This is a genomic window from Providencia sp. PROV024 (genome assembly GCF_032709665.1).
In the GTDB taxonomy this organism is placed as follows: Bacteria; Pseudomonadota; Gammaproteobacteria; order Enterobacterales; family Enterobacteriaceae; genus Providencia; species Providencia huashanensis.
Genome location: NZ_CP120545.1, coordinates 134,397 through 147,826, shown reverse-complemented (window position 1 = coordinate 147,826; position 13,430 = coordinate 134,397). Strand labels below are relative to the sequence as shown.

The 13,430-nt window shown below is 32.3% G+C and carries 12 protein-coding genes; 9 read left to right on the top strand and 3 right to left on the bottom strand.

Going from position 1 to position 13,430, the window contains the following annotated elements:
* Window positions 1-487 precede the first annotated feature (487 nt).
* The gene (locus P3L56_RS00670; protein WP_042848593.1) at window positions 488-685 is read right to left on the bottom strand and encodes a hypothetical protein; all 198 of its coding nucleotides are present in this window, start codon (window positions 683-685) and stop codon (window positions 488-490) included.
* A 462-nt stretch (window positions 686-1,147) separates the two neighbouring features.
* Window positions 1,148-3,535, bottom strand: a complete 2,388-nt coding sequence (locus P3L56_RS00665; protein WP_272686203.1) for a hypothetical protein — start codon at window positions 3,533-3,535, stop codon at window positions 1,148-1,150.
* Window positions 3,536-4,050: 515 nt separating this feature from the next.
* Here P3L56_RS00665 and P3L56_RS00660 point away from each other — a divergent pair.
* The 4 genes from P3L56_RS00660 to P3L56_RS00645 all read left to right on the top strand — a co-directional run bounded on the left by P3L56_RS00660 (window position 4,051) and on the right by P3L56_RS00645 (window position 7,787).
* Window positions 4,051-4,422 carry a hypothetical protein gene (locus P3L56_RS00660; protein WP_042848594.1) on the top strand — a complete coding sequence of 124 codons (372 nt, stop codon included), beginning with the start codon at window positions 4,051-4,053 and terminating at the stop codon, window positions 4,420-4,422.
* Window positions 4,423-4,432: 10 nt separating this feature from the next.
* A complete protein-coding gene (locus P3L56_RS00655; RefSeq protein ID WP_129467240.1) occupies window positions 4,433-5,926 on the top strand; it encodes an EscC/YscC/HrcC family type III secretion system outer membrane ring protein in 1,494 nt (497 codons plus the stop codon).
* A complete protein-coding gene (sctD, locus tag P3L56_RS00650; protein WP_071547572.1) occupies window positions 5,923-7,137 on the top strand; it encodes a type III secretion system inner membrane ring subunit SctD in 1,215 nt (404 codons plus the stop codon). Before P3L56_RS00655 ends, sctD begins: the two co-directional genes overlap by 4 nt.
* A gap of 239 nt (window positions 7,138-7,376) precedes the next feature.
* A complete protein-coding gene (locus P3L56_RS00645; protein WP_048605565.1) occupies window positions 7,377-7,787 on the top strand; it encodes a hypothetical protein in 411 nt (136 codons plus the stop codon).
* 145 nt (window positions 7,788-7,932) lie between these two features.
* On the opposite strand, the gene P3L56_RS00640 is transcribed toward P3L56_RS00645, so the two are convergent.
* On the bottom strand, window positions 7,933-9,504 hold the full coding sequence (locus tag P3L56_RS00640) for an ATP-binding protein (protein WP_042848598.1): 1,572 nt from the start codon (window positions 9,502-9,504) through the stop codon (window positions 7,933-7,935).
* A gap of 680 nt (window positions 9,505-10,184) precedes the next feature.
* Between P3L56_RS00640 and sctR the strand changes: the two genes are divergently transcribed.
* From sctR to P3L56_RS00615, 5 genes are read left to right on the top strand one after another with little or no spacing between them, the layout of a single operon-like run.
* Window positions 10,185-10,835, top strand: a complete 651-nt coding sequence (gene sctR / locus P3L56_RS00635; RefSeq protein ID WP_042848599.1) for a type III secretion system export apparatus subunit SctR — start codon at window positions 10,185-10,187, stop codon at window positions 10,833-10,835.
* A 17-nt stretch (window positions 10,836-10,852) separates the two neighbouring features.
* Entirely contained in the window at window positions 10,853-11,122 is a 270-nt protein-coding gene (sctS, locus tag P3L56_RS00630; RefSeq protein WP_042848600.1) for a type III secretion system export apparatus subunit SctS, read from the top strand.
* 4 nt (window positions 11,123-11,126) lie between these two features.
* On the top strand, window positions 11,127-11,903 hold the full coding sequence (gene sctT / locus P3L56_RS00625; RefSeq protein ID WP_042848601.1) for a type III secretion system export apparatus subunit SctT: 777 nt from the start codon (window positions 11,127-11,129) through the stop codon (window positions 11,901-11,903).
* Window positions 11,896-12,960, top strand: a complete 1,065-nt coding sequence (locus P3L56_RS00620; RefSeq protein WP_042848602.1) for an EscU/YscU/HrcU family type III secretion system export apparatus switch protein — start codon at window positions 11,896-11,898, stop codon at window positions 12,958-12,960. Before sctT ends, P3L56_RS00620 begins: the two co-directional genes overlap by 8 nt.
* Window positions 12,929-13,423: a hypothetical protein gene (locus tag P3L56_RS00615; RefSeq protein WP_210855390.1), complete on the top strand. Its 495-nt coding sequence runs from the start codon at window positions 12,929-12,931 to the stop codon at window positions 13,421-13,423. The genes P3L56_RS00620 and P3L56_RS00615 overlap by 32 nt, the downstream gene beginning before the upstream one ends.
* Window positions 13,424-13,430 lie beyond the last annotated feature (7 nt).

Here is a 13,430-nt window from a genome sequence, read left to right as displayed (position 1 = left end):
CGGGTTTTTAATTCTCACTATACTCAATCAGCACTGTCTAAGACAGCCAATAAAGCCCTTACTTAACAAAGAACCATATTCATAACTATCCTTGAGATTTTCCCATGAAACTCTTTTTTAACCTTTCATGTTAGGAAGTCATGTAAAAAACCATTATCTATATTATTCCTTTATTATATATAACCTATAGACAGTTCTATAAGTTTAGATATTTTTTTATATTCAAACTTTCGTTCATTACTTGGGTGCTTAACCAGCTTTAAACTCACAGCGGTTGAACTATTAAAAATGTGTATTCTAACATACAGTAAAAAACCATTTACACCCTATTTAAATTATAAATAAGAGTGAGATTGCTAGACATTAACTTATTATCAATAATATTTAGTTAGTTTAAAATATGTTTTTTAGATATTAAATTTATATTTTTTATATTAAATGGCCCCTTTCGGGGCTATCGGTGTCATTATAAAATACTGAGATAGTATTATCGAGTTAGAGTAATTCGAGTACGCGATTTTAACATTTCATTTTGATCCTCTACTTTGTTTTCATCAAGTGCTTTTCTAGTCGCCTCAATAATGAAGGAACTAAGAGATAAGGAAGTATATCCGTTTTTTTTAAAGTATTGATATTTTTCTATATATTCAATTGGAATATTGATTAACTTTGCTTTTTTTAACATAAAATCACCATTGCGTTGATTTATAACCTTGTATGTATCTGTGTAGGAATGTGACTAACATCATCTAAATTTAAGGTGAAACAATATAAAACGATTAACAGTTCTAAACAAAAAATAAAAAGTAACAAATATTAAATATCAATATTATTCATGCATTTAGGAGAAGCCATCCATCTTCCCTAAAATCAACCGAATAGCTAGATTAGATACACACATTACCATAACTGGCTTTACATCTAACTCACTTTTAAAAATAGACCTCAGCCATTAGCAGCAATCATTAAATTATCTTTCATATCATAAACGAATAGTTAGTGTGCTTGATTTAATATTATAAATATATTTATAACCACTATAGAAATATTGATTTATATCCGAACCCCTTATCGGATATCAATACCGGTTCATTACCCGCACGGATAGCCCATTTATCAGGCACAGGCCCTCACAAGGTTCTAGCCTTTAGTGCTCCTTTCTGCGGTTTCCTATCTCTCTTAAGATTTCATTAAAGATACGGTCGAAACTATTTCTCATAGTATTAGTTTTTGACTCACTAACTATCTCACCTTTTGGTAAAAAATCGGCTGAGTCAAAATCTATCACAAAGAACTCGCCATTATTATATATGATATTCCCCTTATTTATGTCGTTATGTGAGATCCCATGACTTTGCAATAAAGAAGATAGTTTCTCAGATGGTTTACTCGTTTTAATTGCCGTCTCTATTTCTTCTAATAACACAGGGTTAGATAAGTCTTTAATACTACTTAATACATACCCATCTATTTTCTTCAATTTCACTGACACCGTTGCAGAACCATCTTTGTATGGAGTAACTCTTACTGTACCTGAACCTTTTCCATAATACCGATTAAATCCTTCTGCATTTTTTTTTGCTGAAGAGAGCCTACTTTTGTGAGTCTTATTAATTCTGCTCTTATAGATTTTGCTAACAAACCCATCCCCTATATCATAAACCTCACTTAAACTTCCTGTACCAATGACAACTGGTTGTATCTTAGATTGGTTTTTTATATGAGACATTGCCACTTTTTCTGGCATGCCAACACTTTCCATCATATTTTCTAGAGGCGTATTTATATAATTAAATCCTCGTTCCCTGCTAAAACAAACAGGGGTTATTTTCTTACTACCAAATATTTTTTTACCCGTAACCATAAACTGTGGCTCATCTATCCAACCCTGTGAGCTAATTAACTTGAAATAAACATTATCGTATTTTAGATAAAGTGTCCCTTTTTCTGACTCATATAATCCAGGATTAGTTTCAGATGGTTTAATCCCTCGGATTCGTCTTTCGGGGACCCCATTATTCCTGTTCTCATTAAGCTTGCTTATCAGCCCGTCAGAAAAATGTAAGCACGAAGAACCCGGTGATCGCCCCAGTCGACATGGTGAGTAGTTTACGGATAATTTCTTCTTTTCATTGACAATGAAATATCTTTTACCGAACCGAGACACCTTTATGTCAGCACTGTCAGTTTTTATAACACCACTTAAACTCGCACTCCTTCCATTTTCTGGGATGTAACGATAGAACTTATAACCAATTTTTATTGCATGAAAGGATCTTGCAGATGTTTGACTTGTTACGGTATAGATACCATGCTGATTTGGGCTTATTGAAACCAGTGTTTTTTTGTCTATGCTCCCATTTAATAGTTTACCTATCCTAAATGGGAAGTAAACTTTTTCACCTGATGTTTTAATGTACTTGGGAGTTCTTACCCATTGCTTATTTTTCAAAGAGTAAGATATTCTTCGGTGCTTACCATCAATATTAGTAAAATATCTACCATTTTTAATAATAAACTCTCTGTCAGTCCCTTTAATATTAACTGACAATTTGTTATTTTTAAAAGATAAGCCCTCAGGCACCCTTAACTGACCTTCAATTGTTTGTCCTTTTGAATCTTTTGGGGAGGTAGCTACGATGCTTTTACCCAAAGTAATAAGTTGGTCATTTACTTCAAATAAATCATCCGTATTCAGTTGTTGATTATCGATGCTATCCGCTATCATTCTGAATAGAGCCCCACCCAATCTTTGTGTAACCACAAGTGGCTGACTACCAGGTAGCAATGCTGTAATTGCCGATATCGTTTTGTCTACCTTTGAGGTTATCGATAAAAGATTTACCCTTTCTTCTGGGGTTGGGCATCCGTAATTATTATTATAATAATGAATAACCTGAGATTCCTTTGCAAGTTCACTTACTGGGTTCTTTAAAGTTTCACCAATCTGTCTGAATACATCTGGGCGGGATAAGTTTTGTCTTTTTTCAAAACACGAAGAATCCAACTTTACGGTTTTAACATCATCAGGTTCAGGTGGAGAGGTCGTCGTTTTCTGTTTAAAAACCGCATATCTAGATGACCGATTTTTTATAGGCAGCTTTTTTTCTTTATCTTGATATCCTGCTGCAGGTAATACACTGGCCTCTTGGATGGTCTCCCAGAAGTGATTACTGTTAGCCGATCGCTCAACATTTTCAGACATTGAAGGTTTCATTTCGCTCTCGGATACCGTTGTTGGGCTAGTTGCAACAACAGGGGTATAGGTTAACTGAACTTCGGTTAGCAACATTAGCAGTGGGGCTGCTATACCCTGTCGCGGATTTGTAGTCTGGTACGATGATCTGCTCAACTGTTCATGAGAATTGACAACTCTGCTAATACTTCGTCCTAAAAGGTGTATTTCATCCGGAATGGCTGAATGGTCAGAGTTTATGCCTCGAGTCTGTTCTATAGAGTTCATCCTAAAACTATTGTGCAGCTTATTCTGATAAGCTCCTGCTGTAACTCTGTACTGCAACGCTGATATTGGCATAATTAGTCCTTTTAATTAAAACGGCGTGCTTATCGGTATTTACGATTTTTGATTGCAGCCCCAAGACATACGTTTTTAATATCCTTTGAGAAATTTATAGGTAGCATGACGATTACAGATTGGTGAATAATAGACATCTACTGTCTCCCTATTTTTATCAATCACACGGTAAAGATAAAAGCATTTATCCGTTAACTTTCATATAGGTTTTATTAAGTTGCCATAAAAAGACAGCACAAATAAATTGATATGTTTTGATGATATCGTTCCAATCACATATTTAATCTAAAACTTATCATGAAAGCCAGTGGAATATCTATAGACCCTATATATTTAAGATAATAATTTATAGTGAAATATTTTTTGCTAATCAGAAAGTTAATTAATATTATATTTTTATACTAAAAAATAAAACTGGCTGAAATATAAATAAATATAACTCAGGGTATTACCTTATATCTTAAATTCTAAAACGCTTCAAAATACGCTTCTATTTTTATCATTGTAGAGGTTATATGAAACTCCCAGCTCCATTCATAGCCCAAGAAAACATAAAACAGATAACTTCACTAACCGATAGAGTGCTCCTTGATATTAATGGTACCCCAGCGTGGGTGGGGAACTATGCTTATGGTATGTGCTTAGCGATAGATACTGGCTTACAAAATATAAATACAAAATGGCTAATGCATGTTTGTTTATGGCTGGCATCTAAGTGCAGTTTTACTGATGATAGCCTTATTTTAGAATCTAACCGTTTATATTTACTACGTCATTACAGCAAAGAACTAAATCATCAGCAGTATAAAAAGCTAATATATCAACAGACTAAACTAGTTAAATGGCTATTTAAACACTATACAAACACGATATTAACCGATAATTAGAACTAATATAATGATAAGAATATTATTTGTTTTTATAACAATAGCTGCCTTACATTGCTATGGGGCTTTAGCATCGACAATACCATGGAAAAATGACTCACTTTTTTTTATTTCGAGTAGAGGAAATAAGCTTTCAGAAGTCCTACGTGATTTCGGAGCAAATTATAATATTCCTGTAATTGTGAGTAATCAAATAGATGATATTTTTGTCGGGACCATCCCTAAAATGCTCCCTGAATTAGCATTAAATAAGATTTCTCGTATGCATAAGCTCGCTTGGTACTATGATGGACAAGCACTTTATTTCTACAAAGCTCAAGAAGTAAGCTCCGAACTTATAGCTCCAACTTATTTAAATATAAATACTTTTATTCAGCAATTAAAAAACAGTAATATATTAGGTCAACCTTACTGCCAAGCTAGTATTATTTCTGCATCTAATACCCTACAAATACAAGGTGTTCCCATATGTATTCAACGCATTGAGGCAATGGCAACCCGTATTGATGCACAAAAATTAAATCAAGACCAAAACCAAGAAGAGATCCGTGTATTTCCTCTCAAGTACGCTAATGCAGCGGATGGAAATTATGAATATCGAGGCCAAAAAATTATTGTCCCCGGCATTATTAGTGTCCTAAAAGATATGGCTCAGGGCCGAACATTACCATTATTACAAAACCAAGGGCAACCATCTCCAACAGATAGCAATCTTCCTATGTTTTCTGTAGATCAAAGACAAAATGCAATTATTATTCGTGATAGAAAACTAACAATGCCACGCTATGCCTCACTCATAACTCAATTAGATAAAAAACCAGTTATTATCGAAATATCAGTGCTCATTGTTGATGTTAATGCCGAAGACTTAAGTACATTGGGCATTGATTGGTCAGCATCCGCCCAAATTGGCGGTGGAAATATAAGCTTAAATAATAACGGAATACCTGATACCAGCAGCTTCTCTTCTATCGTTTCTAATACTAGTAATTTTATGATTAAACTCAATGCACTTCAGCAAAATGCTAAAGCACAAATATTATCTCGCCCTTCAATTGTAACATTAGATAATAACCAAGCTGTTCTAGATAGGAGTATCACATTCCATACAAAACTCATAGCTGACAATACAGCAAAATTGGACTCGATATCAACAGGCTCATTATTACGGGTAACACCTCGGCTAATTGAAGAGCAGGGAAAAAAAGAAATCATGCTAACCCTATCAATTCAAGATGGTAGGCAAATCCATTCAACTAGTGAATTAGAACCACTACCTCAAACACTAAGTTCTGAAGTTTCTACCCAAACTCTTTTGCAAGCTGGGCAAAGCTTATTATTAGGTGGTTTTGTACAAGATGAGCATAGTGAGGGTGAACGCAGAATCCCATTGCTTAGTGATATTCCTATTATTGGAGGTTTATTTAACTCTTCTCAAAAAAATAATCGTAGCACAATACGCTTGTTTCTTATTAAAGCACAGCCAGCCAACCTATACCAATGATGAAACCTCTTTATAAATTAAAATGGCTAAGTGGAATATTAGCGGGTCGAGAATTAGCACTCCCACTCGGTGAAATTCGCTTAGGGGGAGAAACACCTGATATCGCCTTACCACTAGAGTTAAATGCGGAAACACTATTGATCGTGAATGAACAAGGCATTCGCTTGTCTCAGCCTGTTCCCCTTTGGGTAGATGGGTTGCCTTGGGAAACTAATGAGCTATTGCCTCAAAAAAGAGTGATAGACCTCGCTGGATTAGTCTTTATATTTGGAGATATAGAACAACCATTACCAACATTAGCAATTCCGCTAAGAAGAAATAAAAATAAAACTCACGTTGTTACACTAACAATAGCCATCATTTTTTTATTCTTAGTACTCCTTGCTATAGGGATCTCAACTGACATATCTCCAGAAAATGAGGAGCCATTTGATAAAGTTATTTGGTTAGAGCAACAAATGAAACAACCAGATCACCTAGGTTTGCAAGCAAGCTTTGATAATAATGGCATAATTCATCTCAGCGGCGTATCAGTTTCAAAAAATACGATTTATCAACTACAAGAGCAATTCGCCCAATTTGGTTTCTCCTTTTATAATAAAAGCATCGATGTTAGCACACTACATAACCTAGTTCGTCAAACACTAGAAATGAATGGTTATCATGATATTGATATTACTCAAGGTAATAGCTTAGATAGCGTGAAAATTTATGGTGATATTCAATTTGATAATCATTGGCAGCAAACACAAGCTCAAATAAATCAAATTAGTTTATTAAAAAGTTGGGTTGTCATTAATGACCGCTCAGAAGAATTTAAAAAAACACTTCATTTTCTTGATTCAGAATCACTTTTAGAGGGACTGAATATTTCAATTGAAAATAATAAATTATTAGTTAGCGGAAAAGTTCCAGATAAAGATTTAGAAAAATTAAATATTATCATTAGTGATTTCAATAAGTCACAAAAAACAAGAATGAAAATAAACTATCAAAATATTCCTAACAAAAATATTATTGATGAATTTTTACCTGGGAAAATTATAAGTATTGGAGGTAATGATGAATATATTTACCTACAACTATCTAACAATATGAGACTATATAAAGGAAGTATTTTACCAAATGGCTATAAGGTGTATTCTCTCAGTATGAATACTCTAATGTTAATATATAAACAAAATTTTTTATCAATTCCAATTAACCTTTAAATATAAAAAAATGTCACAGTTAACAAGTTTAGAACGTAAATTAAAACAAGATAAATCAGGTGGTTATCGTGATGGCTTATTATTCAGAATCAATGCTTCTAAAGAAGACCTGACTAATAGACTGAATGAAACAAACAATTCAATATTGAGAGAGAAAATATACCATATCTTAAACTCTCATTACCAAGTAGAAGAAATCATTGTCATAATATGGAAACGTTATCATCCGGAGGTACTGAATGTATATTGATTTAGCTGAATTAGTTACTAGTGCAATTAGCCATATAGGGCGTGAAGATATACTTCAAAATAATAAAATTGATAACCACTCTGCAATCACTATTAGTTTACATGAGATGCCTGACATTAATATATTCACGGTAGATGAGATGCCCATGATATGGTCAGTATTAAGCCCCAAAGATGAGCTGAATACTGCTTTACATAGTGAAATAATATTGTCAAAATTAATGGATAATACTAACCAATATTTTTACTTTGGGCAGCCTGCCTTATTAAATATTAATGACTATATAGAATTGAGAGCTGTTTTTTCACCTTTTGCTTTAAAAAATGGAGAATCCGCAGCAGATGCAATAAATACTTTCGTCTCTTTCATGAGTAAAATTATTAATTTATGTAAACAGTAAAACCAAATAGAAATTTCATTATAACTTAGCCCGATCTTTTTTATATTTAAAATATAAAAATACATTTAAAATGATAAATGATTAGTCGATAAATCATTTATCATTTATCATTTATCATTTACATATTAATTTAAATAAATAAAAATTAGCAATAAAGAGATATTTGCTCTAATAAAATATGCTTATCTTTCTCAGACCATTCACCAATTTTAACTTTGCTCTCTAAGTACTGGCAAGCATCATAAATACCATTTATACCTGTCAACGCTGCGCACCCTTTTATTGAATGCAATACTGCTAAAAATTTATTTCCCTGTTTTTCATGCCATGCAATTTCAATTTGCGTTGAAAACTGTTCAAATGTTGATTTAAACCTAGACCTCAAATCATCACATTCATTGATATTAATTATGGCATCATTTTTTCTTTTATTTTGAGCTAATTCAATCCCCCTTCCCAACTGAATCATAATAACTTTTTCAATAAGATCAGACAATCTATCAATATTAAATGGCTTCAATAAACAATCATTAAACTTCACATTTGTATTATCATTATACTGTATACCTCTATCCCCCGCTGTTGTGGCAATAATAGGAGTGTCATTGTCTAATATTTCATTTTCTAATGTTCTCCAACGTAAAAGCGTTTCAAACCCATTTTGCATTGGCATATTCAAATCCATTAGAACCATGTCATAAATGTTTTTTTTGCCTAAATCAATAGCTATAGAACCAGAACTTGCTAAATCTACTTGATGCCCCATATTTTCCAATATTATTTTTATTATATTTTGATTCAGGGAAACATCATCAACAACTAAAATTTTTAATGACCATAAAGTAGAAGACGCTAAGTTATGTTGCTTCCCTTTATGTTTCCTATTAAATCCAGATGAATTATTACAAAAAAAGCCAGATGGGACATTAAAATCTGAATAGTCTAATAACTTGCTCTTTCCTAAGTTCAGATTAATTTCCCATAAACGTAATTGTTGACCAAAGCCAATATATTTTATAGCTGATGAATTAAACACTTTCCTTAAACACTCATCGCTTTTCATTGGAATATATAATTTAAAATGAGTTCCTTTCCCTAACTGACTTTGTATTTTTATTTTACCATTCATTAGCTTAATAAGATTTGCTGATATGCTTAACCCTAACCCACTGCCATTTTCATTTAAATTCACCTTAAAGAATGGTTTAAATATTTTATTTTGTTGGCTGATATCAATACCTATTCCAGTATCAATAATATCGAAAACTAAATTAGATTTATCTATACCTACTTTAATCTTTATAGAACCTTCAGTTGTAAATTTAATCGCATTTCCAATTAGATTAATAAGTATTTGCATTAAACTTATTTGGCTTACCCTTACCTTTTTAGGAGTATCTGGATAAATATACGTTGATAACGCTAATCCTTTTCTTTTTGCCTCAAAACTAACAATGACCATGACCTTATCAATAAGCTCAAATAAATCAACCAATTCATAACCTAAGTTATAGTTTATCTCTTTAAAATTGAATGAATTATTAATAACATCTAGCATATAATCAGCAGATGTACGCATGATTGCTAATAAATTTTGTTGCTGATGTGTTGGTGATGTCTGTTGCAATAACTCTAAAGCACCAATAATACCATTCATCGGGGTTCTTATTTCATGAATAATACTTTCGCTTATTTCAGCCATATGATCTTTTTTCATTGGTTTACCTATAATTTTACAGACAGAGATTATAAAAATATCATCTAATAATCTATAGCCCTGAGATATTCAGTCAGAATTAATTTTTCTCCCATACATTTTTGGTATAATACAAAACAATAAATCATTCACAAATACAAATAGTAACAAAACAAAATTAAATAATATGTCACCCGCCAGATAATTTTCTTGATAAATATCATTCCTTGTAAAAAAATGAAATTATCAATAAGTATACAACATGAATTTTAATTATGATTAAATTTAAAAAAGCAACAAAAAAAGTAATATTTGAATATACTTGAAATATCACTAATATAACTTATCAATATAGAAATGATAAAATTAATTTTGTAATTACTTTATTGAAACACACAAAACAATTACTATATTTAACTGTTAACTATAATTACATTCACCTCATAAACATTTTAATCAGGATAATATCACAAATAAAACATGGAATTATTTCTAGCATAAATAAAAATACGATATTTATATTAATATACAGTTACACTTTAGCGTAACCAACCATATAAATTAACAACTTATCCATAAAAAATAAACATTGAACAATGGTGAGGGAACTAAAAGCCTTATAAACTCAGGCTTTTACCTTATACTCAAAAACAGCATCCAACTTCATAATATCATTCACATGATATTTCTGGAATTTTTAGATGCCTTTATTAGACCAGCCATTACAATTGATTCTTATATTATTTATGCTATCTATTTTTCCTTTAGCTCTCGTATTAGGTTCGTCATTCCTAAAAATAGCGATTGTATTTTCTTTACTGCGTAATGCATTAGGTATCCAGCAAACACCACCAAATATCGCAATCTATGGCTTAGCACTCGTCTTAACCTTATTTACAATGGCCCCTATTATTCTTGCTATCCAAAGTAATTTAATTAATGAGCCTATAGAAATAGAATCACCGCTATTTATTCAGAAAGTTGAAAGAAATATATTATTACCTTATAGAGAGTTTCTTAAAAAAAATACAGACCCTGAACAACAATTTTTTTTTGCCAATATCGGTCATCAAATTTGGCCTGAAAAGTATCATGATAAAATTCCAGATGAATCTTTACTTATCCTACTCCCCGCTTTTACCGTTAGCCAACTTATTGAAGCCTTTAAAATAGGTTTATTGTTATTCCTACCGTTCATTGCAATCGACTTAATTGTTTCCAATGTATTACTCGCAATGGGAATGATGATGGTTTCGCCGATGACAATATCTATGCCCTTAAAACTATTAATTTTTGTATTGATGGGGGGCTGGGAAAAATTACTTAGGCAACTGATTCTTTCATTTTCGTAACACTAAGGCCATAAATAATGAGTGAAACTATGGTAATCCAATTAGCAAAACAAATGATGTGGCTTGTTTTACTTTTATCTTTACCTGTCGTCGTCGTCGCATCATGTGTGGGAATTTTAATTAGTTTGTTACAAGCATTAACCCAAATACAAGAACAGACAATTCAATTTCTTGTCAAGTTAATTGCTGTTTCTATTACACTTGCAATCAGCTATCGCTGGATGGGTGACGTAATTCTTACTTATGCAGATCAAGTTTTTGACATGATACTTCATATGAGGGAGTAAGCTCTTGACCATCTGGATTGAATACCTACCCATCCTTGGACTAAGCATGTTACGCTGCTTAGGTGTTTTTCTTCTTGTTCCTTTGCTGAATAGCTCTAACCTAGGCGGTACTTTAGTTAGGAACTCACTACTTTTAGTGATTATATTACCTATTGCTTATATGTACCCCAATTGGACCCAATCTAACCTTAATATTAGTGGATACTTATGGTTAATTATTAGTGAGGTGAGCATTGGGTTAATACTCGGTTTTTGTGCTGCAATTCCCTTTTGGGCAATGGATGCAGCAGGAACAATAATAGATACCATGCGCGGTTCTTCAATGGCAAGTATCATTAACCCATTATTAGGGCAACAATCCTCGCTATTTGGAGTGTTATTTAGCCAAGTATTTAATGTTATTTTTCTTATTAGTGGAGGTTTTAACCAACTAATAGCAGCTATCTATAATTCCTATATTTCTATCCCACCAGCCAGTACATTAAATTATCATATTGATGCTTTTTCTTTTATCTCCAGTTTATGGCAACTCATGTATGAACTAGGTATTCGCTTTGCAATGCCAGCCATAGTCGTCATCGTCTTAGTTGATATGGCTTTAGGGTTAATTAACCGCTCAGCGCAACAACTTAATGTTTTCTTCTTAGCGATGCCAATCAAAAGTGCATTCTCCTTATTAATGCTGATTATCTGCTTCAGTTTTGCGTTCCAACATTTATTGGCCTATAGCCTAGACTATTTGAATATCAGCCTAAATTTATGGGACTTTTTCAATGAGTGAGAAAACAGAAAAGCCCACATCGAAGAAAATCAAAGATGCGCGAAAAAAAGGCCAAGTAGCGAAAAGTAATGAAATAACCAGCGGTATGCAGCTAGTCATTTTACTGACTTATTTTAGTTTTGAAGGCCCTGAACTTTGGAATGCCTTAAAATTGATGATTAATACTAATATTAATTTTATTAACAATGATAGTCATTTAGCGATTGGCCAGTGGCTAAATACTTTCTCTTCTATCGTGATCCGTTTTACTGGTGGTTTAGCCGGCGTTATCATATTGACGTCTGTTTTTACCATAATGGCTCAAGTTGGGCCATTATTGGCAACAGAAGCGTTAACACCATCATTTAAAAAACTCAATATATTATCTAATTCAAAACAGATGTTCTCAATGCAGAATCTATTTGAATTTGTTAAATCTATATTTAAAACAGTAACACTAGCACTTATTTTTTACTTGTTACTAGCTCAAAACACTAATTCAATACAGTTTTTACCTTTGAACCCTGTTATTAATGGCGTTATTTTATGTATTCATTTACTTTACTGGATGATTTTAACTCTAATTGGATTCTATATTATATTTGGTATTGCTGACTTCGCATTTCAGAGATATAACAACACCAAGAAATTGATGATGTCTATTGATGAAATTAAAAAAGAATATAAAAATAGTGAAGGTAACCCTGAATTAAAAAGCAAACGGAAAGCAATACACCGAGAAATTCAAAGTGGGAGCTTATCTAAAAATGTCGCTAAATCAACAGTCGTGATTAAGAACCCAACACATGTTGCAGTATGTCTGTATTATAAAATTAATGAAACACCATTACCGAAAGTCATTGAAGTCGGCTTTAATAGCCGAGCCTTAAATATTATTAGGTTTGCAGAGAAATCAGGAGTACCTATTGTAGAGAGTATTGATTTAGCCCGTGCATTAGCGAAGAAAACCTCAGTAGGTCATTATATTCACCCAAGCTTATTTGAACCTGTCGCTAATATTTTGCGTATGGTTATGAATTTAAGCTATGAAAAAGAAAACCCCAAAAATGAAGATTAAACTCATTCTTTTAATAATACCGTGTATGGCGCTAATCGCTTGTACTACCGTAAAAAAAGAGCCTAATAATGAGCGTCCATTAATTAATGATAACACATTGAATTTAAACAATAAAAATACGGAAAACACTTTAACCTGGAGTGAGTTTTTTGACGAAATCTCTTCCAACTCCGAATTGAAAATTATGGAGTCAAATTTAGATGAATATAATAATAGCCTTGAAAGTAAAATAAACAACACATTGATTAATAAAGAAAAAAATATCGACAATATAAATCTAAATAAGGTTTCAGAGGAGAGAAATGATATATATAAATTTAATGAAGATGACGAAGCAGATGAATTACTTGATATTGAACCAATATCAGAAAATAACACTAATATAGCAAATAAATTAATTTCATTATTTTTATCATCACCGCCCACAGACAATCATCATTTATCACCTGATGATGAAATTTAATTTATTG